The following is a 26,141-nucleotide window of genomic DNA, read 5'->3' as shown; positions in this document are numbered from 1 at the left end:
CAAACCGGACTGTGGACAAGTCTTCCGTCGTGGCTGCTTAGACCGCTATATTGTCCGCAGTGGATCGGGTGCCGCCCGCGTCGGCCGCCAGGAAGCTTTCAGCAATGTGTGTCGAACATCGATAAAGATTGCGACACGCGGGTTCGGAAATTACGCGATCTTCGTCTAGCGTTCACCGCCAGGGTGTTCCTTGCGCTTGTTTCTTGTGAGGCCAAGGGGTGGGGTGCGTGGCAACTGTGATGTGCAGGAAATTGCCGGGTGGGCGTGGGGTCTCACTGGAGGCAGAGGCGTCGTGACAACGACGGATACGGCGACGGACGGTGTCGCCACACAGGAGATCCCGCGAACCCCGCAGTATTCCGGCTTCACCGAAAGGGATCTCGGTGAGATCGCCGGGCGGGGGCAGGCCGACCGCTGGGTGTGGGAGGCGCGCTACGTCAAGCTGCTGCTCGTCGTCGACTTCTCGGCGACGGTCGCCGCGACGCTGGCCGCGTTCGTCCTGCGGTTCCAGGGTGCTGCCTACGCCGAGTGGTATCTCATCCTGTCCGCGCTCATCCCGCCCGCCTGGGTGGGCCTGCTCGCCCTGAGCCATGCCTACGAACGGCGCGTGCTGTTCGTCGGCGGCGAGGAGTATCAGCGGGTCCTGCGCGCCGGGCTGCACCTGACGGTCGGCATCGTGCTCGCGTCCTATGTGGCGCATACCGACATCGCCCGCGGCTATCTGCTGATCGCCCTGGTGCTCACCACGTTCCTGTCGTTGCTCGGCCGCTTCCTGCTGCGCGGCATCCTGCACCGGGCCCGGCGCGGCGGCGCGTGCATGCACCGGGTGCTCGTCCTCGGCCACGCCCCCGCGGTCGCCCAGCTGACCCGGCAGCTGCACCGCCGCTATCACCACGGGTTCCAGGTGATCGGCGCGTGCCTGCCGTTCGACCAGGTCGCCACCGCCGGCGCGACGCTCGGCGTGCCCGTCTTCGGCGGGCTCGGGGCGGCCGCCAACTCGGCCACCGCGGCCGGCGCCGACACCGTGATGGTGCTGTCCTGTCCCGAGCTGGACGGCCCGATGCTGCGCCGGCTCGCCTGGGAGCTGGAACGCGACGACATCGATCTGTTCGTCTCGTCCTCGCTCGTGGACACCGCGGGGGACCGGATCACCGTCCGCCCGGTGGACGGGCTGCCGATGATGCACATCGAACATCCCCGCCTGTCCGGCGCGCGGCGGCTGGTCAAGGGCCTGTTCGACATGACGGTGGCGCTGGTTCTGCTGCTGCTCCTAGCCCCGGTGTTCCTCGTGATCGCGATCGTGATCACGGTGGACACCGGCGGACCGGTGTTCTTCCGCCAGGTCCGCGTCGGCCGCGGCGGCGAGCCGTTCCGGATGGTCAAGTTCCGGTCCATGCACGTCGACGCCGAGGCCCGGCTGGCGGCGGTCCGCGGCGACAACCCCGGGGTGCTGTTCAAGATGCGGGAGGATCCGCGGATCACCCGCTCCGGCCGGCTGCTGCGCCGCTACTCCCTCGACGAGCTGCCGCAACTGGTCAACGTGCTGCTGGGGGAGATGTCGCTGGTCGGCCCCCGCCCCCCGTTGCCCGCCGAGGTCGAGAAGTACCCCGACGACATGCGGCGGCGGCTGGTCGTCAAACCCGGGATGACCGGGTTGTGGCAGGTCAGTGGACGGTCCGATCTGTCCTGGGAGGACTCGATCCGGCTCGACCTGCAATACGTCGAGAACTGGTCGCTCACCGTCGACCTGGTGATTCTCATGCGGACCGCGATGGCGGTCGTGCGGGGTTCAGGAGCGTACTGAGGCGCGCGGTTGCGTACTGGACGCGTGGCTCGGACGAAGGAACTGTGGGGTCATTTCGTGGTATCAGGTGATGGCGAGGTGAGAGCTGCGTGACGAAGACCCTGCTGGTCGCATCCAGCGGCGGCCACCTCGCCGAGCTGCACGACCTCGTGCCGCGGCTCGGCGTCGGCGCCCGCCGGTGGGTGACGTTCGACAACCCGCAGAGCCGCTCGTTGCTGCGCGGCGAGGACGTGGAGTTCGTGCCCGCCGCGACGAGTCGTGACCTGATGGGCGTACTGAAGGATCTGCGGGTGGCCCGGCGCATGCTCCGGGCCGAGCGGTTCGACCGGGTCATCAGCACCGGTGCGAGCGTGGCCATGGCGTTCTTCGTCCCGGCGACCGCCGCGGGGATCGAATGCTGGTACATCGAGAGCGCCACCCGCACCGAGGGGCCGTCGCTGACCGGCCGGCTCGCCGCCCGGGTCCCCGGCGTCCGCCTCTACACGCAGTATCAGGGCTGGGCCGGCGGCCCGTGGAGCTACGGCGGGTCCATCTTCGACGCGTTCGAGCCCGAGGCGCTGACCGACCCGCCGCCGATCCGCCGGGCCGTCGTCACGCTCGGCACGCACGAGCGCTATGCGTTCCCGCGCCTGCTCGCCCACCTGACCCGCCTGTTGCCGCCCGAGTGGGAGGTGCTCTGGCAGGTCGGCTCGACCGTGATCGACCGGATGCCCGCCGGGGCCCGCCGCCAGGTGCCGGTCGGCGAGATGCGCCGGGCGCTGGCCGCGGCCGACATCGTCATCTCGCACGCCGGGGTCGGGTCGGCGCTGGCCGCGATGCAGGCCGGCAAACGCGCGGTGTACGTGCCACGCCGCCGCGTCCACGCCGAGCACGTCGACGATCACCAGGTCGAGATGGCCCGTGAGCTGGAAAGCCGCAAGCTGGTCGTGGCCCGGGAGGCCGAACAGGTCACGCTCGAGGATCTGCGCACGGCGGCCGCGTGGTCGGTGCGAGCCGTCCCCGGCGTCCCGCCGTTCCGGTTGACCCCGGCCATGGGGAATGTCCGAACCGCCAAGGAGGAACTGTGTTCGTGAAGAGGCCGGTCACCAGGATGCTGGTGCCCGTCGCGGTGGCGGGGCTGACGGTCGCGCTGTCCGCGGTCCCGGCGAGCGCCGTGTACATCCCGCCGACCGAGGCGGCGGCCCTGGTCTCGGCGAACCCGGCGGACACCACGCCGCACGCCCAGAACGGCAGCATGCGGGCGTTCGCGCAGATCGGCGACATCGCGTACGCGGGTGGCTCGTTCACCGGCGTCAAAGCGGCCGGCGCCACCAGCTGGTCCGCGGCCGGCAACCTGATCGCCTACAACGTCACCACGGGTGCGATCCAGACCGGGTTCGCGCCGGTGCTCGACGGCACCGTGCAGACCCTGGCGGTCAGCCCCGACAACAAGCTCATCGTCGGCGGCAGCTTCGGCACCGTGAACGGGGTCGCGCGCAAGAACCTCGTCGAGCTCAACCCCACCACCGGCGCCACGATCAGCGGCTGGGTCGGCCGGGGCGACGGCGGCACCGTGCGGCGCGCGATCGTGCACGGCAACGACCTGTACATCGCCGGTGCGTTCCACTGGGTCAACGGCACCGAGCACTCGCTGCTGGCCCGGCTCAACGCCACCACCGGTGCGATCGACAGCACGTTCCAGGTCGACGCGAGCGGCGCCCGGCCGTACGCCAACTCCACCGAACTGGTCTGGGGCCTCGACGTGGCACCCGACGGTGACACGGTGGTGGCGGTCGGCAACTTCACCACGGTCAACGGCAGCGCCCGCAACCAGGCGGTCATGATCGACACCTCGACGGGTACGCCCACGGTGGCCAACTGGAGCACCGACCGTTACGTCGATCCGTGCTCCAGCACCGCGTTCCCGTTCTACGCCCGCGACGTGGACTTCAGCGACGACGGCACGTATTTCGTCATCGTCGCCGACGGTGGCTCCGGCACGGCCGGTGGCTACTGCGACCGGGCGGTCCGGTGGGAGACCGCCGACCGGGGCACCAACGTCACCGCCACCTGGATCGCCGACACCGGCAAGGACTCGATCACCTCGGTCGAGGTCGTCGACGGCGTCGTCTACACCGCCGGGCACTTCCGCTGGATGAACAACGCCAACGGCACCGACGCGGCCGGCGACGGCGCGGTCAACCGGTACGGCATCGCCGCGCTCGACCAGCAGAACGGCGTGCCGCTCGCCTGGAACCCGACCCGCTCGCCCGGCAACGCCCTGCCCACCGGCGGGGTCAGCTGGGGCCCGATCGTCTGGGAGCTCTGGAAGGGACCGAACGGCCTGTTCATCGGCCAGGACTCCGACGGCCTCGGCGACGAGTACCATGGCCGGCTCGGCTACTTCCCCGACTCCGGCGGCCGCACGATCGGCGTTCTCGACGCGCCGCAGACCGCGTCCGGCTACCTCTACCTCGGCGCCGGCGACGGGCAGATCAAGAAGATCTCGTACGCGTCGAGCGGCCTCGGCACCCCGGCGACCGTCAGCCAGCCGCAGCTCACGTCCGCGAAATCGGCGTTCGTGCTCTCCAACAAGCTGTACTGGGCGAAGTCCGACGGCGCCCTGAACGTGTCGGTGCTCAGCGGCAGCGGCGTCATCGGTGCCCCGTGGGTCGGCAGCGGCTACAACAGCTGGTTCTCGGCGGCGAGCATGACCGGGGCGTTCTTCCTCAAGGGCCGGATGTATTACACGACCGCGTCCAGCAACGCGCTCTACTACCGTTACCTCACCCCGGACGGTGCGGTGGTGGGCTGCACGGCGTACACCCTGCCGACCTCGGGCCTGGACTGGCGCACCGTACGCGGCATGACCTGGGTCGCCGGAAAGATCGTCTACGGCTCGGCGGACGGTTCGCTGCGCACCGTCGCCTTCGACCCGACGGCCACCACCGCGGTAGTGGGCGCCAACCCGACGGTGCTCGCCACCTCCAGCACGGCAGCGACCTGGAACAACCCGACCCTGTTCTTCGCAGCGTCATGATCACCCGTGGGGGGGGGGGGGGGGGGGGGGGGGGGGGGGGGGGGGGGGGGGGGGGGGCGGGGCGGGGGGGGGGGGGGGGGGGGGGGGGGGGGGGGGGGGGCGGGGGGGCGGGGGGGGGGGCGGGGGGGGGGGCGGCGGCGCGGGGGGGGGGGGGGGGGGGGGGGGGGGGGGGGGGGGGGGGGGGGGCGCCCCCGCCCCCCCCCCCCCCCCCCCCCGGGCACGTGAACCTACTGGCCGATCAGGGTGCGGAGGCGGTCGGCGCCGACCGCGAGCAGGAGCGTGGGCAGACGGGGGCCGGTCTCCTTGCCGATGACGGCACGGTAGAGCAGGACGAAGAACGAGCGCTGCGCGACCTTCAGCTCGGGCGTCGGGCTGGTGTCCGGCGGGAGGCCGGCCATCTTCTTCGGTACGCCGTAGACGAGTGTCGTCAGCCCGCCCAGTGACCAGTTGGCGGCCAGGCCCTCGGCGAGCAAACGCAGCGACTCGCGCTGGTCGTCGTCCAGGGCGGCGAGGAGTTCCTTGTCCGGCTCGGTGCGGACCCGGGTGCGGGCGTCCGCCGGCATCTGGGTGTTCACCCAGGTCTGGGCCTTGTCGAGGCGCGGGCGGACCTGGGTCAGGTCGGTGACCGGCTGCTCCGGGTCCAGGTCGCTCAGGATCCGCAGGGTCTGCGCGTCGTCGCCGGTGGTGATGTCGGCGATCGACGCGAGCGTGCGGTACGAGATGCGCACCGGGGTCACCGGCAGCGTGGTCGTCGCCGTGCGGGCCGCCCGGTCGTGCGCGACCTCGTCGGCCGGCGCGGCCGTGCCCGCGGCGATCTTGGCCTCGAGCGCGTCCCACTCGTCGTAGAGGCGCTGGATCTCGGCGTCGAACGCGACCTTGAACGACTGGTTCGGGCGGCGGCGGGCGTACATCCAGCGCAGCAGCGGCGCCTCCATGATGGCCAGCGCGTCCCCGGGGGTCGGCGCCCCGCCGCGGGAGCTGGACATCTTGGCCTGGCCGCTGATGCCGACGAACGCGTACATCGGGCCGATCGGCTGGGTGCCGGCGAACACCTCGGCGACGATCTGCCCGCCGACGACGAACGACGAGCCCGGCGACGAGTGGTCGACGCCGGACGGCTCGAAGTGCACGCCCTCGAACGCCCACCGCATCGGCCAGTCGACCTTCCAGACCAGCTTGCCCCGGTTGAACTCGCTGAGCAGGACCGTCTCGGTGAAACCGTCCTCGGCACACACGTACGTCAGGGCGGTGGTCTCGTCGTCGTAGGCGGTGACCGTGGTGAAGTCCTTGCCGCACCGGCCGCAGTAGGGCTTGTACGGGTAGTAGCCCGACCCCGCGCCGCCGTCGTCCTCGTCGGCGGCACCGGAACCCGCGGCGGCCTCGGCAGCGGCGGCGGCGTCGGCCTCGTCCAGCTTGGCGTTCTGCTTCTGCTTGCCGGCCGGGCGCCCCTTGGTGCGGTAGCGGTCCAGGATCTCGTCGATGCGCCGGCGCTCGCGCATGGCCAGCAGGATCTGCTCCCGGTAGGCCCCCGAGGTGTACATCTCGGTCTGGCTGATGCCCCGGTAGCGCACCCCGAGCTCGGCCAGCGAGTCGATCATCGCGGCCTTGAAGTGCTCGGCCCAGTTCGGGAAGCGGCTCCCGGGCGGGGCGGGCACCGAGGTCAGCGGCTTGCCGATGTGATCGGCCCACGACTCGTCGATCCCGGCCGGCACCTTGCGGAACCGGTCGAAGTCGTCCCACGAGATCAGGTGCTCGACCTCGTACCCCCGGCGGCGGATCTCGTCCGCGACCAGGTGCGGCGTCATCACCTCACGCAGGTTGCCCAGGTGGACCGGCCCGGACGGGCTCAGCCCGGACGCGCACACCACCGGCGTACCCGGCGAGCGGCGTTCCGCCTCGGCGATCACCTCGTCGGCGAACCGGCTCACCCAGTCGACGGCTCCTGCAACTTCAGCCACGATCTCCAACTTCCGTCTCGTCTGTCGGACCCCATTTTCCCGTACCCCGGGAGCCGCCCGGCACTGCCCCCCGCTCGACCACGGTGACGGCGGGCCGGAGGCCGTCAGGGGCGTCCGGTCAGAACACGATCTCGGCGACGCGGGAGATCTCGTCGAGGTCGTCGGTGGTCGGGTTGAGGAACAGTTCCTCGGCGCCCAGGTCGGCGAACGCCTGGACCACGTCCTTGACCTGTCCGGGGGTGGTGCGTACGCCGCTGACGGCGAGGTCGGTGAACGGGCCGGAGCCGGCGTAGTAGTCGGCGACGTTGGCGAGGCCCCGGCCGGGGTCGCCGAGCGCGACGTACGCGATGGCGACCAGGCGGGGTTCGCCGTCGCGGCCGGCCTCGCGCCACGCCGCGCGGGCGGCGTCGAACGTGTCACCGATCATGGCGGCCGGCAGCGAGGGGGCGACGTACCCTTCGCCGTGCTCGGCCATCCGCCGCAGGGCCCGCGGGCTGCCGGCGCCGAACAGCAGGGGCACCTGCCGGGTGCCGGCGGGCACGCCCGGGCTGGTGCCGCCACCGATCGGCTCACCGGCCCACACCGAGCGGTAGGTCTCCAGGTCGCGGTCCATCCGGCGGCCGCGGTCACCGGGGCCGAAGCCCTCGGCGAGGAAATCGTCCGGGCGCTGCCCGACACCGATGCCGAGGGTCAGCCGGCCGCCGGAGACGCCGTCGATGCCCGCGATCTCCTTCGCGAACAGGGCACCCGGCCAGACCGGGGCGAGCATGACATTGCTGAACAGCCCGATCGTGCTGGTGGCCCCGGCCGCGGCGGCCAGCGCCACGGTGTCCAGCACGCCGGGGTAGGCCAGCCGGCCCACGGTGCTGACCGCCGAGAAGCCGGCCCGTTCGGCGGCGACCGCCCACGCGGGGATCACCGCGGCTTTCACATCACGGACCTGGTTCGGGATGCCGATGCCGATCTTCACAGGAATTCCCTTCGTCGAGGAAGCAACGGAGGAAATGTATCCCTTGTGGACAAACGACCCCGCGGCCGAGGGTGCACGGCCGGGGGTGGGCGGCCGAGCGGTGGGCGGACCTGGTCAGGAGGTGGCGCCGGCCACCTGGTCGCGGCCGGCGTGCTTGGCGGCGTACAGGGCGCGGTCGGCGGCGAGGACCAGTTCGTCGACGTCGCCGCAGGGGGTGGGGATGCCGGACAGGCCGACCGACACGGTGACCGTCTGCTGCCGGTTGAGGCCGACGGTCATCGGGGCCGAGGCGATGCCGCGGCGGATGCGCTCGCCCACCATCCGGGCCTCGCCCAGGTCGGCGCCGGGCAGGACCACCGCGAACTCCTCGCCACCGTAGCGGGCCACCAGGTCGCCCGGGCGCACCAGGCGGCGCAGGCGGTCGGCGACCTCCACGAGGACCTGGTCGCCGCTGTTGTGCCCGTACGTGTCGTTGACGCTCTTGAAGTGGTCGATGTCGAGCAGCAGCATCGCGACCGGCACGCCGGAGCGCGACGACCGGGCGGTCTCGGTGTGCAGGGCCTCGGTGAGGTACCGGCGGCTGCGCAGGCCGGTGAGCCCGTCGGTGATGGCGGCGTGCCGCTGGGCCTGGACCAGGCCCGCCATTCGGGCGAGGACCAGCAGGAACAGCACGATGCAGGCGAGCATCCCGGCCGCGACCGGTGGTTCGGTGCCCAGCAGGTGCTGCACCAGCATGGTGACCGGCGCGATCAGCGCGGCGGTCGCGAGCAGGACGAGGCGGCCGGGGGTGGCGTCCGGGGTGGTGGTGGACGACGGTGCGATCATCAGCTCGACCGACGGGTGCAGCAGACCGGCGGCGAGCACGAACGCGGCCGCGATCCAGATGCCGTCCAGCACGTTGGCGACCTCGTACGAGCCGTTCATGGTCTGCATGAAGTAGGCCGTGTCGGCGAACAGGACGAGACCGAGGTGGGCGCCGAGCGCGCCGAGCGACGGGGTCCGGGGCCCGGCGCCGAGCATCAGCCGCGCGCCGACGGCCAGCAGCATCAGGTCGCCGACCGGGTAGGCCACCGACACCAGGGTGGCGAGGTTCTCCGGGGCCACCGCGACGGTGGGTGCGATGACGAGGGCGTACACGAGGAACCCGGTGCCGACCGCGACGATCGACGCGTCGACGACGCTGGCGAGGTCCCAGCCGGGGGTGCGGCGGCGCACGATGAGCAGCATGCCCGCGGCGAGCAGTGGGTACGTGGCGAGATAGCTGAGGTCGCCGGCGCTGGGGTAGACGACCTCACCGCCCGCCAGGGCCAGGATGTAGAAGATGAGATCGCCGACGACACCGGTGGCGGCTCCGGCCGCGATCAGGAGCAGGGCCGCGCGGGCCGTGCGGTGGCGGCGGGCCGCCACGATCGCGGCGGCGACCACGGATCCGTTCGCGCTCGCGTACGCGGTCACCTGGAGGGCGGCCCAGTGCGGTCCCAGCGCGATGAGCGCGTAGTACAGCACGGCCACGACGGGGGCGGCGGCGAGGCACCACTGCCACGCGGCCGGGCGCCGGGCCAGCGGTACGGCGTCGGATCTGCTCATGCGGTCAGGGTGGCCCCCGGCCGGTAGCACTGCGGTCCGGTCCGGGTGCGGGCCGGTAGTCGTTCGGCCGGTGGCCGTTCGGCCGGTGGCCGGCGCGGCACGCACCCGGACCGTCGCGGTCAGGAGTGCGGGCAGGTGTCACGCCATTCCTGGATCGCCGAGCCCGACGGGGCCGGGCACAGGAACTGCTCGTAGCGGGTGTCGTTGTCGATGAAGCGCTTGAGCCAGGAGATGCTGTACTTCGCCACCGTGACGTTCGTCGACGTGGGTGCCGAGTGTGACGCGTTGTTCAGCTCGAGGTACGCCTTGTCGAGGGTGCTCGGCAGGCTGGTGTAGAACGGCTCCGCGTGCGAGGCCACCGGCGCTACGGAGTCGCTCTCCGCCCCGATGATCAGGGTCGGCGTCTTCACCGTGGTCCACGACTTGGTGGTGTGGTACGGCGTCATCGGGATCGACGCCTGCAGGGCGGGCCGGGTCCGGGTGGCCGCGAGGCTGCCGCCGCCGCCCATCGAGTGGCCCATGACGCCGAGCCGGGTGGCGTCGATCCGGGTCCGGACCGAGCTGCTGCCGGTCAGGTAGTCCAGGGCGGCCAGCAGCTGGGTGCCGCGGCTGTCGGGGGAGTCCAGGGTGCTGGAGGTGTCGATGGTGAAGACCACGAAGCCCTGTGACGCGAGCCGCGGTCCCAGCCAGGCGACCGCGGACTGCGACGCGGTGAAGCCGGGGGAGATGGCCACCGCGCCGAACGTGCCCACGGCGGTGCTGGTCGGGTAGTAGATCGTGCCGCCGCCGAAGCCGCTGACGGCGGAGCGTGCGACGGTGACGGTGGCGGTGGCGAACGAGCCCCGGCTCGCTTCGATGCTGCTGACGGTGGGGGCGGGCCCGCGCTCGTACGGGTTCGCCGCCGCGGCCACGGCCGGGGCGGTGGTCCCCGCGAACGCCGTGGCAAGGGCGAGGGTGCCGACGAGAGCGGCGCGCAGGGCACGTGTCACTTGTGATGACATGCTTCGTACTCCCTAGGACGGGTGCGCGTCTCTGATTGAGACTCATCGATACGCTACGTGTGTGCACGTGAACAGGTAATCCTGCCGGGCACCGAACCTCGTGGTATGGCAGCGCTGTCATACGCCATGAGCTGCGGGCCGGTACCCGGTCCGGGCTCAGTCCGGGCGTGCCGCGGCCGATGTCATGACGTGGCGCGAAACCGGGAAGGCGCGGATCGGCTCGCCGGCGCGGCCGTCGCGGGCAGCACGGTGCTGGTCGCCGCGTTCCTGGTCTTCCACCTCGGCGGCTGGGGTGACGACGACCTGCGGGTGTTCGTGACCGACGCGGTCTACGTGCCGGTCTCGGTGGTCTTCACGCTGCTCTCGGTGCGCACCGTGCGCCGTCGCGGGCTCGACCCCCGGACCCGCCGGGCCTGGCAGTTCATCGCCGCCGCGTTCCTCTGTCAACTGGCCGGCCACACGTCGTGGTTCGTCGAGGACGCGATCCTGCACTCGCTCACGTACCCGGCGTTCGCCGACTACTGCTTCCTCGCGTTCGTCCCGTTCATGCTGACCGGTCTGCTGCTGCTGGCCGGCGTGCGGCGCACCCGGGCCGACGCGGTCAAGCTGGCCCTGGACGCGCTGACCGTCGGGGCCAGCACGTTCATGGTGCTGTGGTACCTCGTGCTCGGCCCGATCATCGTCGCGCGGGACGCCACGATCAGCGGGATCGCGTACTCGGCGGCGCTGCCGGTGGGGGACCTGCTGCTCGTACTCGCGCTGGCGATGCTGCTGCTGCGCCGCTCCGTCACGGTCGCCGTGCGGCTGCTGGCCGGCGCGGTGGGGCTGTTCGTGGTCGCGGACACCTCGTACGCGTACCTCCAGCTGCACGACGGTTTTGTCGGTGGCATGTGGCCCGACCTGCTGTGGCTGGCCGGCTGCCAGCTGCTGGTCCTCGCCGCCCACCGCGGCTACCACGAGGGCGGGGCCGGGCCCGGCGGTGACCGGCCGGCCCGGTCGCGGGCGGGCTGGCTGCCGTACGGCGCGATCGCGCTCGCCTACGCCCTGCTCGGCGTGCTGGCCCGGGCCGAGGGGATCTACCCGCTCGGCGGCATGATCATCGGCGCGATCCTGCTGACCTCGATCGTGGTCGCCCGCCAGATGTACGCGCTGCGCGAGAACCGCGAACTCGCGGTCACCGACGGCCTCACCGGCCTGGCCAACCGGACCCTGGTCGCCGAGCGGCTCGCCGGGCTCACCCGCCAGCCGCTGCGCCCGGGCCGGCACGCCGCCGTCCTGCTCATCGACCTCGACCGCTTCAAGCCCATCAACGACGGGTACGGCCACGAGGCCGGCGACGCGGTGCTCTGCGCGGTGGCCACGGCGCTGCGCTCGGTGATCCGCTCCGGCGACACCGCGGGCCGCCTCGGTGGCGACGAGTTCGCCGTCATCCTGCAGAACCTCCCCGATCGCGCGGTGGCCGAGCGCATCGCCCAGCGTCTCGTCGACGCGCTGCGGACCCCGGTGATCTTCGGCGCGCACCTGCTCGGCGTCGAGGCCAGCATCGGCGTGGCGATCCGCGACGAGGACACCGCCGGCGGGGAGGCGCTGCTGCAGCACGCGGACACCGCCATGTACGCGGCGAAGCGTTCCGGCCGGGGCCGCTATCAGCTCTACACCCCGGATCTCGACCTGCGGGCCCGGGACGCCGAACTGCGCCGGGCGATCGCCGGCGACGAGCTCGTGCTGCACTACCAGCCGATCGTGGACCTGGCCCACGGCGGCATCGTCGGGGTCGAGGCGCTGGTCCGCTGGCGCCACCCGGCGCGGGGCCTGCTCCTGCCGGGCGCGTTCATCGACCTCGCGGAGGAGACCGGGGCGGTGGTCCCGCTGGGCGAGTGGGTGCTGCGCGAGGCCTGCCGGCAGGGCGCCGAGTGGCGCTCGGCGCTGCCCGCCGCCGAGGGGCTGCGGCTCAGCGTCAACCTGTCGCCGAAGCAGGTCGTGCTGCCCGCCCTGGTCGAGATCATCCGCGGGATCCTCGACGAGACCGGCTTCCCGCCCGATCGGCTGGTCCTCGAGCTGACCGAGGGGGTGATCCTGGAACCGGACGCGCCGACCGTCGCACGCCTCGAGGCCCTGCGGGACCTCGGCATCCGGATCGCGGTCGACGATTTCGGTACCGGCTACTCCGCGCTGAGCTACCTGCGCCGCCTGCCGGTCGACATCCTCAAGATCGACCGTTCGTTCGTCACCGGGATCGCCGGCGACGTGGAGGCGCGCACGGTCGCCGAGGCGGTGGTCCGGCTCGGCATGGCGTTCCGGATGAGCGTGGTCGCCGAGGGCATCGAGACGGCCGGGGAGGCCCGGATGCTGGCCGGCATGGGGTGCGGCTTCGGTCAGGGCTACCACTTCCACCGGCCGCTGGAGGCCGCCGTGGCGACCGGGGTGCTGCGCTCCATCAGTATGAGCATTGACAGTTAGAGCCCTAACAGTCATAGTTCTTACTATGGACGCACCGCAGCTCACCAGCACCCTCGACCTGCTCCGCTGGATCGGCTGGGCCCAGCGCAAGGCCGGCGAGGACTGGATCAAGGAGCGCGAGCTGAGCCACGAGCAGAGCTTCGCGCTCGGCTACCTGGTCCAGCGGCCCGGCGCGATCCAGCGCGACCTCGCGCAGGTCACCCGCACCAGCGCGGCCAGCGTCTCCAGCCTGCTGCAGGGCCTCGAACGCCGGGGCCTGGTCGAACGCCGCACCGATCCCGGCAACGAGCGCAGCAAGCGGGTGTACGCCACCCCGGCCGGCGCCGAGCTCATCGCCGGGTTCCACGCGGCCATGGCCGGCATCGAGGAGAGCCTGCTGGGCCCGCTCGACCCGGCCGAACGCGAGTCCCTGCACGCGCTGCTCACCAAGGTCACCGCGGAGCTGCCGCACCCGACCCGCTGACCCCACCCGCTTCCCGCTCCCCGCTCCCCGCTCCCGTGACGGTGTCCCGCCGTCGCGCGCTGGACCCTGCCCGAAAGGCACCGCCATGACCGTCACCCCCACCGACGTACCCGGCACCAACCGCTGGTACCTCTCGTCCGCCCCGATCGTCCGCGCCCTCGTGCACCTCTGCGTGCCGATGGCCGCCGCGATGCTCGTCGGCGCCGTCTACAACCTGGTCAACGCCGGCTTCATCGGCTCGCTGCACGACACCGCGCTGCTCGCCGCGGTCACGTTCGGCGCCCCGGTGCTCGGCCTGGTCATGGCGATCGGCAACGTGTTCGGCGTCGGCGGCGGCGCGCTCGTCTCGCGGCTGCTCGGCGCGTCGGAGCACGACCCGGCCCAGGCCGCCGGGATCAGGCACGTCTCGTCGTTCGCGCTGTGGGGCTCGGTGCTCACCGGGGCGGTGTTCGGCGGCGCCGGGCTGCTCCTGCTGCACCCGGTCGTGGCGCTGCTCGGCGCGGACACCGCCGCCGTGCCCGCGACCCGGGCGTTCGTCGGGGTCATGCTCGCGTTCGTACCCGTGCTCGCCGCGTCGGTCTGCCTCGAGCAACTCGTCCGCGCCGAGGGCGCCGCCCGGCAGGTGATGCTCGGCCTGATCGCCTCCACCGCCGCGAACGTGCTGTTCGATGTCCTGTTCATCCTCGTGCTGCACTGGGGGGTCGCCGGGGCGGCGCTGGCGATGGGACTCGCGAACCTCGTGGTCATCGGCTACTTCGCGGTCTGGCTCGCCCGGCACAGCGAGCACATGAGCCTCGCGCCGCGCTGGTTCACGCTCGCGCCCGAGGTGCTGCGCCCGGTCCTCGGCGTCGGCGTCGGCACGCTGCTGCAGTCCGCGTTCCTGATCGTCACCTCGCTGGTGCTCAACGACCTCGCCGCCGGGTACGGGGACGGCCCGCTCGCCGCCATGGGTGTCGCGGTCCGCATCGCCCAGGTGCCGGAGTTCCTGGTCATGGGCGTCACGTTCGGCGTACTGCCGCTGCTCGCCTACTCGTACGGCAAGGGTGACCGGGCCCGTCTGACAGCGGCGCTGCGCGGCTCCGCGGTCGCGGTGGGCGGCATCGCGCTGACGTTCGCGGTGGCCGTGTTCGTCTTCCGCGACCAGGTGTTCTCGGCGTTCGTGGCGGACCCCTCGGTGCTCGCGACCGGCGTCACCATCCTCACCGCGCAGCTCGTGGCGATGGTCGCGAACGGCTTCACCGGCCTGCTCACCTCGCTGTTCCAGGCCACCGGGCGGGCCCTGGCCGCGACCGTGATGTCGGTGACCCAGGGCGTGCTGTTCATCCCGGTCGTGCTGCTCGGCAACCTCTGGTTCGGGCTGGGCGGCATCGTCTGGGCGCTGACCGTCACCGAGGTCACCGTGGTCCTGGCCGGGGTGGTGCTGTGGCTCGGGTTCCGGGCCGCCATCGACCGGGGCCTGGCCCAGGGCAGCCTGGAGCGCGCCCTCGAGCTGGCCGAGGCGTGAGCAGGCCCGGTGGGTACGTTGAGGTCATGAGCCACTCCTCCCTCGGTCATCTCGAATGTTCCCGGACCGGCGAGCGCTACGACGCCGACGTGGTCCAGGGGGTCAGCGCGGCGGGAGTGCCGCTGCTCGCCCGCTACGACCTGGAGCTCGCCGGGCGGAGCATGACGCGCGAGGCCCTCGCCGGGCGGACGCCGACACTGTGGCGATACCACGAGGTGCTGCCGGTGCGGGACCCCGCCGCGGTGGTCTCGCTGGGGGAGGGGATGACGCCCCTGCTGACACTTGCACGGTACGGGGCCCGGATCGGCGTACCGAGGCTGCTCATGAAGGACGAGGGGCTGATCCCGACCGGCACGTTCAAGGCCCGCGGGGCCGCGGTGGGTGTGTCCCGGGCGGCCGAGCTCGGTGTCACCGGCGTGGCCATGCCCACCAACGGCAACGCCGGCGCCGCCTGGGCCGTCTACGCCGCGCGCGCCGGGCTGCGATGCCTCATCGCCATGCCGCTCGCGGCGCCGGCCATCACCCGCACCGAGTGCGTCGCCGCGGGCGCCGAGCTGCTGTTGGTGGACGGGCTGATCGGCGACGCCGCCACGGTGGTCAACGCGCTGGTCCGGGAGCGCGGCGGCTACCAGGAGGTGTCGACCCTGAAGGAGCCCTACCGGCTCGAGGGCAAGAAGACGATGGGGTACGAGATCGCCGAGCAGCTCGGCTGGCGGGTCCCGGACGTCATCCTGTACCCGGCCGGCGGCGGGGTCGGGCTCATCGGCATCTGGAAGGCGCTGCTGGAGATGCGGGAACTGGGGCTGATCGGGGAGAAGCTGCCCCGGCTCGTCGCCGTGCAGGCCACCGGCTGTGCCCCGATCGTCGAGGCGTTCCACGCCGGGGCCGAGGTGAGCACCCCGTTCCCGGACGCGCACACCGTCGCGTTCGGCATCACCGTGCCCAAGGCGCTGGGCGACTTCCTCGTGCTACGGGCCGTACGCGAGACCGGCGGCACCGCGATCGCGGTCAGCGACGACGCGTTGCTGGCCGAGCTGCGGCAGCTCGCGGCGGACGAGGGGACGTTCATCTGCCCCGAGGGCGCGGCCTGCATGGCGGCGGCGCGCGAGCTCCGGGAGACCGGCTTCATCGCCGAGGGGGACACGGTCGTGGTGCTGAACACCGGCACCGGCCTCAAATACCCGGAGACCGTCGAGGTCGCCGCTACCGTGGTCGGATGACCGCAGACAGCCCGTGGGAGCCGCCGTTCGCCGGCACCGAGGCCGAGCATCTCGCCGGTGCCCTCGACCGGCTCCGGGTGACGTTCCGGTGGAAGGCCGACGGCCTGGGCGCGAACGGGTTGCGGGCCCGGATCGGCGCGTCCGCGCTGACCCTCGGCGGGCTGCTCAAGCACCTCGCGCTCGTGGAGGACTCCATCTTCGTGATGAAGTTCCGCGACGAGCTGCCGATGGCCTGGGCCGGGACCGCCGCCGGCGCCGAGGACTGGGAGTTCGAGTCGGCGGCCGAGGATCCGCCCGAGCGGCTGTACGCGTACTGGGACGACGCCGTGGCGCGCTCGCGGGCGACGTTCGGCGCGGCGATGGCCGGCGGCGGCCTGGACCAGCCGGCCGCGATCACCGGCCCGGACGCCCAGGTGGTCAGCCTGCGCCGGCTGGTCTGCGACCTCATCGAGGAGTACGGCCGGCACACCGGGCACGCCGATCTGCTGCGCGAGTCCGTGGACGGGCTGACCGGCGAGGACCCGCCGCCCGGGTGGCGGCCCCGCTCGGGCCGCGACCCGTTCGCGTCCTGAGCGCGGTCAGCTCTCGGTGATCCAGGAGGGGTTCTCCTGCAGGAACGTGTCGACCTTGTCCTTCTTGACGGACTCGAGCAGGTCCATCGTCGTGTCGCTGAGGATCTCGACGCTGCCGATGCCGGAGATCGACTCGCTGTTGAACGTGCCGTCGTTGGTCTTGATGGTGATGAGGTCGTCGGGGTTCGTGCCGCGCAGGGCGAACGCCCAGTCCTCCAGCGAGATGCCGCCGTTGTCCACCGTCATCGTCCTGCCGACGGCGGTGACCAGGCCGGGCAGCTTCGTGGGGGAGCTGAGCCCGTCCTTCACCGCCTGCCTGATGATGGCCTTGAGCAGCTGCTGCTGGTGACGCTGCCGGCCGTAGTCGGAGTCGCGCAGCGCGAGCAGGTCGCGCTGGCGGGCGAAGTCGAGGGCCTCCACCGGGGTGAAGCAGTGGTCGCCCTTCGCGTAGAAGTTCGCCGTGACGCCGGCGACCTTGCGCGGGTTCGCCCCGGACGAGTCGGTCTTGTACGGCACCGCCTGCTTGCCGTCCGCGGTGTGGCCCACGTGGATCGAGGTGACGTCCTCGTCGACGTACATGCAGACCTTGCCGAGGACCTTGACGACGTCCTTGAAGCCCTCGAAGTCGATGATCGCGCCGGCGTCGGGGGTGATGCCGGTGAGCTCCTTGACGGTCAGCGCGAGCAGCTCGAAGCCGTGCGCCTCGGCGGCGGCACCGTCGAGGCCCCGGCTACCGAACGCGAACGCCGAGTTGATCTTGTTCTTGCCGCCGGGGTAGCTCTGCGCGCCGTTGTCGTACGCCGGGATGTCGACGTAGCTGTCGCGGGGCAGCGACACCATGTAGATCGGCGAGTGGTCGGCCGGCAGGTGCACCAGGATGATCGAGTCCGACCGGCTGGGCTCCTTGTTCTTCCAGCTGGGCCGGGTGTCCAGGCCGACGAGAAGGATGTTCTTGGCACCCTTCACGTCGGCCCGTTTGCGCTCGGTGGTGGTCTTCGCCTTGCCGATGAGGTTCTGTTCGGTCACGGCCCCGGTGGCGGAGCTCAGCACGACCTTGGCGCCGACCAGCGAGCCGCCGCTGGCGATGACCAGGAAGACCCCGGCACCGATCAGCCAACGGGCCCACACCGGGGACGGGCGACGCCTCGCTCGCGCTGTTTTCCTCACACTGTTCCCTTTCGGCCGTGGACCCTCGGTACTTAAGACGGGTTCGGACCCGGCGAACGTTGCGTCGGTCGGGGAAGCCGGATGTTAGCTCAGCGAATCCAGGGATTCCTGTGTCACAAAACGCCTGGAAAGCCTTCCACGGCATCAGATCATCCGATGTCAGGTACCGAATGTGATCTCTGTCTCGCCGCCTTCGCGAGGGCCCGGTACTCCGCCCACGGGACCACCGGCCGGGCCAGCTGCCGCTTGGCGAGATAGCGGTCGGTGGTGGCGCGGCACCGGCGCATCGTGGCGACGACATCGGCCGGGCCCCGGCCGGCCGGCTGCGTCACCCCGGACGGCGTCAGCACCCAGGCGTCACCGTCGCGCTCGAGCGTGCCCCGGACCAGCGCGTTGTGCAGGGCGCTGAGCTTCTCGTCGTGCCGGTGCACCAGCAGGCTCGCCGGTCCGGGCGCCGCGGCGCCGCCGTCGACGGCGAAACCGCCACCGGGGTGGTCGGCCACCGCGGTCCGGTGCAGCTGGGGGGCGCCACCGGCGTCGAGCGAGGCGAGCACGGCCGACGGGTACGCGGAGAGCACGTCACTTCCCACCACAGTGGACCCGATGACCGTGGAGACGCCGGTGGTGCCCGCCGCGACGACCTCCACGGACGCCGGGGTGACCTCGATGAGCAACCGCATGAAGTAGAAGTCGGTGAACCAGCGGGCCGGCACCGACGGATACACCCGCGAGCCGGGCTGCCGGGCGTACAGCCGCAGCCACAGGTCGCGCAGCTCGCCCTCCGGCTCGGTGTGCACGACGTCGGCGCAGGTGGCGGTGCCCCGGACCAGCACGTGCGGCGGGTCGGCGAGGCCGCTGCCGGTGGGGTCGGAGAACAACAGGGCGACCCGCCCGTCACGGCGTACGTTGAAAGCCTTCTGGGGGAAGCCGATCGAGGTCGTCAGCAGGAAGCCCCCACCGGCCCGGGGAAGCCCCGAGGCCGGCCAGGCGACCGGCGTGCCGTCCTTGGCGAGAGTGACGAATTCACAGGTGCGGTAGGCGTCGACGAGCGGCGCCACGGAGGGATCGGCAAGCATCACGCCGCCATGATGCAGCAGCGCGGAACCGGCCCGGAAGCCCCCGTCGCCGATCCGGACCGGCGTCCCGGCAAAAGATCACGGTAGGGTGCTGAACCGCGGCCCGGCGGCGATCCGTATGACCGGGCAGGACACCCAGCGGCACGCGATCCGGACGGAACCGCCAGCATGAGGACGTCGCACAGCCGGCCCACCGAGCCCCTCCTGCCCGACGTCGCGATGCCCGACGTTGCGATGCCCGAGGTGGCGATGCCCGATGTCGTGATGCGGGACTTCATGGAGCTGGACGGGCCGCCCGAGGACGGCGATCTGCTCCTGCAGCGGACCCTGCGACAGGTGCGCGCCGAGTTCAGACGTCGAGGCCGGTCTTCAGGGCCCGCAGCGCGTAGTGGGCGCGGGACTTGACCGTGCCGACCGGGACCCCGAGCTCGGTGGCGACCTCCTCGGTCGACGCGCCGCGCAGGTAGACCTTCGCCAGGATGTCGCGGTGGGCCGGGCTGAGCCGGCTGAACGCGTGCCGCATGGAATGCGCCGCCAGCGCGCTGGCGGTGGTGTCGTCGCCGCCCGGGACCCAGGTGAAGTCCATGAGGTTGACCTCGGCCGGGCGGGTGCGGCGCATCCGGACCGTGTCGATGACGAGCCGGCGGGCGACGGTGAACAGCCAGCGGCGGGCGCCCTCGTCGTCGCGGGGCACGGCCTCGATGTGCCGCCAGGCCCGGAGCATGGTCTCCTGCAGCAGGTCCTCGGCGGTCTGGCGTTCGCTGCGGGTGAGCCCGAGCAGGAACCGCAGGAGATCGCCGGCGTGGTCCGCGTGCAGGGCGGTCATCCGGTCGACCGGCCCCACGGCCGGTGGGGCACTCGGTTCCAGGACGGTTGTCACGACAATTCCCCCGGTGCAGACGAATGCGGATGGACCGCTTTCCGGCAACCGTAGGAGGACCCACTGATATCCCAGTGACAATGGACTGACGAACGAGTGTAGTGACCGGCTGTAGCTGTTTATCTGCGCATGGTCGTCAATGCGGAGGCCGGGGTGTCGTCCGTTCATTATGGTTCTTCCGGGCTGTGCGTCAACAGCCATTCACCGAACGTCATCGACTCCACGGTGAACTCGACGGCCCCGCCGCCGTTGTCCTGGGGTATGCGCAGGGACGGGGTCTCACCGGGCCGGGCTGAGTAGCCGGACCCGTTCCCGGATCGCCCGCGCCACCGGCGACCGGCCGTCCGGGACGAGCGCCAGCGCCTCCCGCCAGACCTCGGTGGCGGCCGCGTCGTCGTCGCCCTCGGCGAGCACGTCACCGATCAGCGCGAGCGCGTCCGCGGCCGGGGCGTCGGCGGCCGCCCCGCGGTAGGCGCCGGCGGCCTCCCGCCACGCCCGGACCGCCTCGTCGGTCCGGCCCCGGTGGTGGTGCATCCGCCCGAGGACCAGCCACGCGTCGCCGATGCCGCTGAGGTCCTGATACCCCTCGAAGATCCGCATCGCCTGCCGCGCGAGCTGCCCGGCCTGGTCGTGCAGGCCCAGCGCGGTGCTGGACGCGGCCATGACGACCAGCGCGTCCGCCCGCTGCTTGCCCGCCCCGCCGCGGCGCATCCCGGCGAGCTCGGCGATCGCGTCGGCGTGGCGGCCCTGCTCGCGCCGGATCATCGCCAGGTTGATCCGGACCCGGGTCAGCTCCCCGCTCAGCCCCAGCTCCGTCAGCAGCTCCCGGCCCCGCTCCAGATGGAAGACGGCCTTGTCGAAGCGGCGCAGGAAGTAGTGCGCCCCGGCCAGGCTGCGATGCATCCGGGCCTGTCCCGGGAGATCGTCGGCGATCGCCGCGCCCTGCAGGGCCACCTGCGCCGTCGCGGCCCAGTCCAGCCACCGGCCGCTGTGCTCGAAATGCTGCTGCATCGCCAGTGCCAGCCGCCACGCGTCACCGGCCCGGCCGTCCGCCGCGGCCGACCGGACCAGCTCGGTCAGGACGGGCTGCTCGGCGGTGAACCAGCGCATCGCCTCGGTGCGACCGGCGAAACTCAGCCCGGCGTCCGCGCCGCCGGCCTCGGTCAAGGGCTCGAACACGGGGTACGCGAGCAGGTGCCGATGAGCGGCATAGGCACTCGCCCGGTAGAACCGCCCGGCGCCGGCCGCGGCGCGTTCGCGCTCGGCCGCCGTGTCGTGCTCCGCGCTGAGCTCGATCGCGTAGGCCCGCAGCAGATCGTGGGTCCGGTACCGCCCGGGCTGCCGCTCGATGATCAGGTGGGCCCGGTTGAGCTCGCCGATCAGCGCCCGGGCGGCCCGCACCGGCACGCCGGTCAGGGCTGCCGCGGCGGCGATCGACAGGTCGCGGACCGGATGTGCGGGCATCAGCCGGAACAGCCGCGCCGCGCCGTGCGACAACGCACGGTACGACCAGGAGAAGACGACCCGCAGATCGGTCCCGGGATCGCTGCTGTCGAAACCGTCCAGACTGCCCTGGGCGGCGGCGAGTTCCCCGGCGATGCGTTCCAGCGGGACGTCCGGGCTCCCGGCCGCCCGGGCCGCCACCACGGCCAGGGCCAGCGGCAACCGCCCGCAGCTCTCGATGATCCGCTGCACCGCCCCGGGCTCGGCGCCGACCCGCTCGGCACCGATCCGGCGGCTCAGTCCCTCCCGGGCCTCCACAGCCGTGGGCAGGCCCAGCGGCAGCGGATGGGCGCCGGAGGAGGTGAGCAGCCCGGTCAGCCGGTTGCGGCTCGTCACCAGCACCAGGCACCCGGGGGCGCCGGGCAGCAGATCGCGCACGTGCTCGGAGTCGCGGCAGTTGTCCAGCACGATCAGCACCCGTTTGCCGGCGAGCGCACTGCGGAACAGCCCGGCCTGCGCGTGCGGCTCGGCGGGCACGTCCTGCGGGGCGATCCCCAGTGCCCCGAGGAATCCCCGCAGCGCCTCGCCCGGGCTCATCACGGACCCCTGCCGGTCGAATCCCCGCAGGTCGACGTAGAGCTGCCCGTCGGGGTAGCCGGCCGCGAGCAGATGGGCCAGACGCACGGCGAGCGTGGTCTTGCCGACGCCGGGCATCCCGTCGATCGCGATGACCTGCGGCCCGCCCGGCCCGGTCTGTCCGGCGATCCGCCCGGCCCGCGCGACCAGGTCGCCGCGCCCGGCGAAGAACGGCTGGTCCGGGGGCAGCTGAGCGGGCCGGTAGACCGCGCCCGGCGCCACGGGGGCGGTAGCCGCGGCGGTGATGGTGGTGGGCGCCGCCCGGCGCCGGGCGGCGTCGTAGGCGTGGCGGAGTTCGGGGCCCGGGTCGACGCCCAGCTGGTCACGCAGGCGTTCCCGGACGGCCCGGAACGTCTCGATCGCCTCCGCCCGGCGGCCGTCGGCGGTGTAGGCGCGCAGCAGCCCGGCCTGCAGGGTCTCGTCGAGCGGGTGGTGCTCGGCGGCCTGCAGCAGATACGGCAGCACCCGTCGGGGCTCGCCGGTGCGGGTCGCCGCGTCCGTCGCGTCCCGGACGGCCCGGACCCGTTCGGCCTCGATGCCGGTGAACGCGGGGTGGGTGTGACCGGCCGGTTCCAGGCCGGTGGCGCACCGGCCCTGCCACAGCGTCAGCGCCGACAGGTAGTCCTCGAGCGCGCGCCCGTGGTCGCCCGCCCGGGTCCGTTCCCGGGCCTGCCGGACGTCGGCGCGGAAGCGGAGCAGGTCGACGTCGTGACCGGTCACGCTCAGCTGGTAACCGGAGAGCCGCCGGCTGATGAAACGTCCCGCGTCGCGGGCCGCGAGCCCGGGCTCCAGGACCCGGCGCAGGGCCCCGACCTGCCGGTGCACCACGTTGGCGGCGCTGGCCGGGGCGTCGCCGGCCCAGAGCAGCTCGGCGAGGTCCCGCATGCCCACGAGAGCACCCGCCCGCGCCAGCAGCAGGGCGAGGACGAGCCGGGGCTGGCGGGCACCGGGATCGAGCTCCGTGCCGCCACGAGTGACTCGTAGCGGACCCAGGAGCTGGAACCGGACCGGCCCGGTGGTGGCGTCGCGCATCGCCGCCACGGTATCTCCTCACGACGTGAATCAAGTACTACCGACGATCATGGTTCTGTCGGATACCCGGCGCTCCCGGGTGCCCGTTCACCGGCCCGGGGACGTCCGCGCGGGGGCCGGCCCGCCCGACCGCCCGGTCGGCCAGGTCGTCGATGGCGGCGGCCGAGGCCAGCAGGCGGGCGCCGGCGAGCACCGGGTCGCCGGGCACGGCACCGGCCACGATCCGCGGGGCGGACAGCACCAGCCCGGTCACGGCCGCGCGCACCGCCTCCGGGCCGGCGCCGAGGTCCGGCGCGAGCACCACCAGCTCCGGGTCGGCGATCAGGCAGGCCAGCACGACCGCGCCGGCCACCCGGCGCACCGGCGGGGGGACCCGGTCCAGGTCGAGGTGCGCCAGGTCGAGGTGCGCCAGGTAGCGGTCCAGGACACCCGCGGCCCGGTGCGCGCCCTCGTGCGGCCGCCCGTCGCGGACCAGGGTCACCGTCGTCTCCGGATCGGCCGCGACCAGGACGAACGCCGGGTGTCCCCGGCCGGCCCCGATCCGGGCCTCCGCGATCGCCGCGAGGTAGGCGTTGCTGTGTACTCGCACCGGGGCGTCGAGCCGGTCCCGCAGCTCCCGGGCCGGCGGCCCGGTCCCGGGCGGCGTACCGATCACCACACCGGACAGACCGGCCGTCCGGGACCCCGGGCCGGGACCGCGCACCGGCCGTCCGGCCGCCCCGGCCCGCCCGGCCGCCGGCGGGTGCCGGGCCCACGACCCAGCGCTGCCCGACCCAGCGCTGTTCAACCCGGTGCTGCCCGACCCCGGTCCGCCGTCCATTGCGGGGGCCGCGGTGGCGCGGACGACGAGGTCGGCCAGTTGTGCCGGGCCGGCGCCGCCCGGTGCGGTGACCGCGGTGCCGTCGCCCTCGAAGCCGCCGGCGACCGCGGTGATCGACCCGCCCGCCACGTGGACGGTGACGAACCGGGTGGGGGGCAGCCGGAACAGCCGGGGCTTGGGACCACGTACGGTCGGCCGCCGGGTGACCGTCCGCACCGTTCCCGTCTCGGTGAGCTCGCGGAGCAGTTTGTTCGCGGTGACGATCGACATGCCGACCGCCGGTGCCAGCTCGCGGATGGTCAGCTCGCCGCGCCGCTGCAACGCCTCCAGGGTCGCCACGACGAGGCCCCGGCGCAGTTCACGGTTGGTCCGCGACCACCGGGTGTTACCGGTGGCCGGCGGTGTCTCTCCTGTCGCGGTCATCAACCACATCGACGTGCGGGCGAGTCCGGCGTTCACCGTCGGGACGTAGTTTCGCGGAACGCCGTCCGCCGCCGGCGGCACCGCGGCTTCACAAGATCCGCACTGGTTCGGCACTACGGCCGCCTACCGTGGTGCTGCCTGATCCGAGCCCGCCACTGCCACAGCCCGGCCGGGGGGCGTCCGGGGTTGTGGACGAAGGGGCCCGGTGTGCGAACCGGGCCCCTTCCGGCCGGCCGGTGTCGCCACGCCGGGCCCAGGACGCAGAACCGCACGAGCATCATCGGCGCGGTGGTCGACGGTGCGGTCCGGCGTTACCGCGCCGCCGGCTCCGGCCCGGTCTGCGTGGTCCGGCCCGGCCACCCCTCGCCGGGCCGTCCCGTCTCGGGCTGGGAGGACCTGCGGATGCCGGACCTCGAGGAGCATCTCACCGTCGTCCATGTCGAGCCGGTGGCAACCGTTCGCCGCGCCGAGCTGCGCCGCCTGCGGACCCCGACAATGGTGCTGGTGGGCGGTCCTGCAGCACGAGCACCACAGCGGCCGGTATGCGCACCGGGACCATCCGGCGGCGTTCACCGGGGCGGTGGCCGGCTTCCCGCACCTGGTGGCGGCCGAGCGGGAGGTATGAGCTACGTCACCGTGTACCGGAATGAACCGGGGCTTTTGCTGCTCGTTTGTAGCGGTGAGGTGGCCAGCGTCCCCCCGTGCGGTGGCCACCTCCTCACTCTGCGTCCCTTGTGATCATCGGCACTCACGTTTTCCTGAATGCTGGACACTTTCTCGCGTTCGATAGCGATGTGAGCGCAAAGATCTGGATCCCGCACAAGGCCGGTCTGGCCTACTTCGACAACCTCCCGCCGGAGGTGGTCGTCGAGGTCGCCGACAATCCCGACACCCTGCCGTCCGCACCCGGGGGCGTCGAGTTCTGGGTGCCGACGATCCTGGGTCAGCCGTCCCTGCGCGGCCTCGCGGGCGAGCTGCCGGACCTGCGGGTGGTGCAGTTGCCCAGCGCCGGCTCGGACGCCTGGACCGGCGTCGTGCCGCCGCACGTGACGCTCTGCGACGCGCGGGGCGTGCACGACGCGGCCACCGCCGAATGGGTCGTCACCGCGATCCTGACCAGCATCCGGGCGTTCCCGGCGTTCCAGCGCGCGCAGCGGGCCCGCGAGTGGGCGCACACCTGGCTGGCGCCGACCGCCGACGTGGCCGGCAAGCGGATCCTCATCATCGGAGCCGGCAACATCGGTACGGCCACCGCGCGCCGGCTCGCCCCGTTCGAGGTCGAGCTGACCATGGTGGCCCGCACCGCCCGGCCGGACAGCGGCGTACGCGCCGTCGAAGAGCTGCCGGAGCTGCTGCCCCGCGCCGACGTGGTCGTGCTGCTGGTGCCGCTGACCGACGGCACCCGGGGGCTGGTGGACGCGGAGTTCCTCGCCGCGCTGCCGGACGGCGCCCTGGTCGTGAACGCCGCCCGGGGCCCGGTCGTGGACGCCGCCGCGCTGCGGGCCGAGCTGATCGGCGGCCGGCTCCACGCCGCGCTCGACGTCACCGACCCCGAGCCGCTGCCCGCCGACGACCCGCTCTGGGGGCTGCCGAACGTACTGATCACCCCGCACGTGGGGGCGATCACCGAGGGGATGCTGGACCGGGTCTACCGGCTGGCCGCCGCGCAGGCCGCCCGGCACTTCGCCGGTGAGCCGCTGCGCAATCTCGCCCGCTGAGCATCGGGGCCGGACGGTCAGGGTCGTACCGCGGGAGCCGCTTTTCGCAACGCGTTCCGGGCGCGCAGTTCCAGCGCGTCGTCGACGGTCTTGCGGCTGGGGGCGTGCTCGGCATCGTCGTCGTGCCCGAAAAACGACGTCGCGGTGACCGTGCGCGCCACCGGGTCCACATCGGTGACGGTGCCGAGCAGGAACTCCGCGTTGCGCTGCCTGCGTCATATCGAACTCCTTCTCCGTGGCCCTCCGATCCTGGGGACGGTCCAGCCCGGTGGATCGTGACAGTTCGTCCATATCGGAGCCGAAAATGTGCCCGGGGGCCGATCAACAAACCCCACCGCGGCGGCGTCTTACCTCTATAGTCGCTTCCGCGCGACGGGGGACGTGGGAG

At 72.7% G+C, this 26,141-nt stretch carries 20 protein-coding genes; 10 read left to right on the top strand and 10 right to left on the bottom strand.

Annotated features, from left to right (window positions below; translation table 11 throughout):
• The first annotated feature begins 292 nt into the window (after nt 1-292).
• From ACIA6A_RS01745 to ACIA6A_RS01735, 3 genes are all read left to right on the top strand, one after another.
• Complete coding sequence (locus ACIA6A_RS01745; protein ID WP_396095453.1) at nt 293-1,804, top strand: sugar transferase; 1,512 nt, start codon at nt 293-295, stop codon at nt 1,802-1,804.
• A gap of 89 nt (nt 1,805-1,893) precedes the next feature.
• Nucleotides 1,894-2,877, top strand: coding sequence for a glycosyltransferase (locus ACIA6A_RS01740; RefSeq protein ID WP_396095452.1), 984 nt, complete (start codon nt 1,894-1,896; stop codon nt 2,875-2,877).
• Between the two features lie 17 nt (nt 2,878-2,894).
• On the top strand, nt 2,895-4,823 hold the full coding sequence (locus ACIA6A_RS01735; RefSeq protein WP_396096425.1) for a delta-60 repeat domain-containing protein: 1,929 nt from the start codon (nt 2,895-2,897) through the stop codon (nt 4,821-4,823).
• 227 nt (nt 4,824-5,050) lie between these two features.
• Here the strand turns inward: ACIA6A_RS01735 and lysS are convergent, their stop codons facing one another.
• The 4 genes from lysS to ACIA6A_RS01715 all read right to left on the bottom strand — a co-directional run bounded on the left by lysS (nt 5,051) and on the right by ACIA6A_RS01715 (nt 10,339).
• Nucleotides 5,051-6,781, bottom strand: a complete 1,731-nt coding sequence (gene lysS, locus ACIA6A_RS01730) for a lysine--tRNA ligase (protein WP_396095451.1) — start codon at nt 6,779-6,781, stop codon at nt 5,051-5,053.
• 118 nt (nt 6,782-6,899) lie between these two features.
• Nucleotides 6,900-7,751, bottom strand: coding sequence for an LLM class flavin-dependent oxidoreductase (locus ACIA6A_RS01725; RefSeq protein WP_396095450.1), 852 nt, complete (start codon nt 7,749-7,751; stop codon nt 6,900-6,902).
• A gap of 114 nt (nt 7,752-7,865) precedes the next feature.
• Nucleotides 7,866-9,338, bottom strand: a complete 1,473-nt coding sequence (locus tag ACIA6A_RS01720) for a diguanylate cyclase (RefSeq protein WP_396095449.1) — start codon at nt 9,336-9,338, stop codon at nt 7,866-7,868.
• A 119-nt stretch (nt 9,339-9,457) separates the two neighbouring features.
• Entirely contained in the window at nt 9,458-10,339 is an 882-nt protein-coding gene (locus tag ACIA6A_RS01715; protein WP_396095448.1) for an alpha/beta hydrolase, read from the bottom strand.
• 189 nt (nt 10,340-10,528) lie between these two features.
• Here ACIA6A_RS01715 and ACIA6A_RS01710 point away from each other — a divergent pair, with 189 nt between their 5' ends.
• From ACIA6A_RS01710 to ACIA6A_RS01690, 5 genes are all read left to right on the top strand, one after another.
• Nucleotides 10,529-12,799, top strand: a complete 2,271-nt coding sequence (locus ACIA6A_RS01710) for a putative bifunctional diguanylate cyclase/phosphodiesterase (RefSeq protein WP_396095446.1) — start codon at nt 10,529-10,531, stop codon at nt 12,797-12,799.
• Nucleotides 12,800-12,824: 25 nt separating this feature from the next.
• Nucleotides 12,825-13,262 carry a MarR family winged helix-turn-helix transcriptional regulator gene (locus ACIA6A_RS01705; RefSeq protein ID WP_396095445.1) on the top strand — a complete coding sequence of 146 codons (438 nt, stop codon included), beginning with the start codon at nt 12,825-12,827 and terminating at the stop codon, nt 13,260-13,262.
• Between the two features lie 85 nt (nt 13,263-13,347).
• Nucleotides 13,348-14,766 (top strand): MATE family efflux transporter, encoded by a 1,419-nt coding sequence (locus ACIA6A_RS01700; protein ID WP_396095444.1) that lies wholly within the window; start codon nt 13,348-13,350, stop codon nt 14,764-14,766.
• A gap of 26 nt (nt 14,767-14,792) precedes the next feature.
• Nucleotides 14,793-15,986 carry a threonine synthase gene (locus ACIA6A_RS01695; protein WP_396095443.1) on the top strand — a complete coding sequence of 398 codons (1,194 nt, stop codon included), beginning with the start codon at nt 14,793-14,795 and terminating at the stop codon, nt 15,984-15,986.
• Complete coding sequence (locus tag ACIA6A_RS01690) at nt 15,983-16,558, top strand: DUF664 domain-containing protein (protein WP_396095442.1); 576 nt, start codon at nt 15,983-15,985, stop codon at nt 16,556-16,558. The genes ACIA6A_RS01695 and ACIA6A_RS01690 overlap by 4 nt, the downstream gene beginning before the upstream one ends.
• 6 nt (nt 16,559-16,564) lie before the next feature.
• On the opposite strand, the gene ACIA6A_RS01685 is transcribed toward ACIA6A_RS01690, so the two are convergent.
• The 5 genes from ACIA6A_RS01685 to ACIA6A_RS01665 form a co-directional block, all read right to left on the bottom strand.
• Nucleotides 16,565-17,686, bottom strand: coding sequence for an LCP family protein (locus ACIA6A_RS01685; protein WP_396095441.1), 1,122 nt, complete (start codon nt 17,684-17,686; stop codon nt 16,565-16,567).
• A 188-nt stretch (nt 17,687-17,874) separates the two neighbouring features.
• Complete coding sequence (locus tag ACIA6A_RS01680; RefSeq protein ID WP_396096424.1) at nt 17,875-18,801, bottom strand: pyridoxamine 5'-phosphate oxidase family protein; 927 nt, start codon at nt 18,799-18,801, stop codon at nt 17,875-17,877.
• A 349-nt stretch (nt 18,802-19,150) separates the two neighbouring features.
• Nucleotides 19,151-19,681, bottom strand: a complete 531-nt coding sequence (locus tag ACIA6A_RS01675; RefSeq protein WP_396095440.1) for a sigma-70 family RNA polymerase sigma factor — start codon at nt 19,679-19,681, stop codon at nt 19,151-19,153.
• A 279-nt stretch (nt 19,682-19,960) separates the two neighbouring features.
• A complete protein-coding gene (locus tag ACIA6A_RS01670; RefSeq protein WP_396095439.1) occupies nt 19,961-22,792 on the bottom strand; it encodes an AfsR/SARP family transcriptional regulator in 2,832 nt (943 codons plus the stop codon).
• A gap of 37 nt (nt 22,793-22,829) precedes the next feature.
• Nucleotides 22,830-24,035, bottom strand: a complete 1,206-nt coding sequence (locus ACIA6A_RS01665; RefSeq protein ID WP_396095438.1) for a winged helix-turn-helix transcriptional regulator — start codon at nt 24,033-24,035, stop codon at nt 22,830-22,832.
• A 436-nt stretch (nt 24,036-24,471) separates the two neighbouring features.
• On the opposite strand from ACIA6A_RS01665, the gene ACIA6A_RS01660 reads away from it, so the two are divergent.
• Together ACIA6A_RS01660 and ACIA6A_RS01655 are read left to right on the top strand one after the other, a co-directional pair.
• Nucleotides 24,472-24,660: a hypothetical protein gene (locus tag ACIA6A_RS01660; RefSeq protein ID WP_396095437.1), complete on the top strand. Its 189-nt coding sequence runs from the start codon at nt 24,472-24,474 to the stop codon at nt 24,658-24,660.
• 169 nt (nt 24,661-24,829) lie between these two features.
• On the top strand, nt 24,830-25,753 hold the full coding sequence (locus ACIA6A_RS01655; RefSeq protein ID WP_396095436.1) for a 2-hydroxyacid dehydrogenase: 924 nt from the start codon (nt 24,830-24,832) through the stop codon (nt 25,751-25,753).
• A gap of 17 nt (nt 25,754-25,770) precedes the next feature.
• Here the strand turns inward: ACIA6A_RS01655 and ACIA6A_RS01650 are convergent, their stop codons facing one another.
• Nucleotides 25,771-25,923: a hypothetical protein gene (locus ACIA6A_RS01650; RefSeq protein ID WP_396095434.1), complete on the bottom strand. Its 153-nt coding sequence runs from the start codon at nt 25,921-25,923 to the stop codon at nt 25,771-25,773.
• Nucleotides 25,924-26,141 lie beyond the last annotated feature (218 nt).

This window comes from Actinoplanes sp. NPDC051494 (assembly GCF_044454705.1).
Taxonomy (GTDB): Bacteria; Actinomycetota; Actinomycetes; order Mycobacteriales; family Micromonosporaceae; genus Actinoplanes.
Note: the sequence above shows the minus strand (reverse complement) of the source record. Positions and strands in the feature narration are given on the sequence as shown.

Coding starts and splice junctions, on each gene's coding strand:
- ACIA6A_RS01705 (WP_396095445.1), top strand. CDS start 12,825: ATGGACGCACCGCAGCTCACCAGCACCCTCGACCTGCTCCGCTGGATC.
- ACIA6A_RS01665 (WP_396095438.1), bottom strand. CDS start 24,035: ATGACCGCGACAGGAGAGACACCGCCGGCCACCGGTAACACCCGGTGG.
- ACIA6A_RS01735 (WP_396096425.1), top strand. CDS start 2,895: ATGCTGGTGCCCGTCGCGGTGGCGGGGCTGACGGTCGCGCTGTCCGCG.
- ACIA6A_RS01660 (WP_396095437.1), top strand. CDS start 24,472: ATGTCGAGCCGGTGGCAACCGTTCGCCGCGCCGAGCTGCGCCGCCTGC.
- ACIA6A_RS01720 (WP_396095449.1), bottom strand. CDS start 9,338: ATGAGCAGATCCGACGCCGTACCGCTGGCCCGGCGCCCGGCCGCGTGG.
- ACIA6A_RS01670 (WP_396095439.1), bottom strand. CDS start 22,792: ATGCGCGACGCCACCACCGGGCCGGTCCGGTTCCAGCTCCTGGGTCCG.
- ACIA6A_RS01700 (WP_396095444.1), top strand. CDS start 13,348: ATGACCGTCACCCCCACCGACGTACCCGGCACCAACCGCTGGTACCTC.
- ACIA6A_RS01680 (WP_396096424.1), bottom strand. CDS start 18,801: ATGCTTGCCGATCCCTCCGTGGCGCCGCTCGTCGACGCCTACCGCACC.
- ACIA6A_RS01695 (WP_396095443.1), top strand. CDS start 14,793: ATGAGCCACTCCTCCCTCGGTCATCTCGAATGTTCCCGGACCGGCGAG.
- ACIA6A_RS01715 (WP_396095448.1), bottom strand. CDS start 10,339: ATGTCATCACAAGTGACACGTGCCCTGCGCGCCGCTCTCGTCGGCACC.
- ACIA6A_RS01690 (WP_396095442.1), top strand. CDS start 15,983: ATGACCGCAGACAGCCCGTGGGAGCCGCCGTTCGCCGGCACCGAGGCC.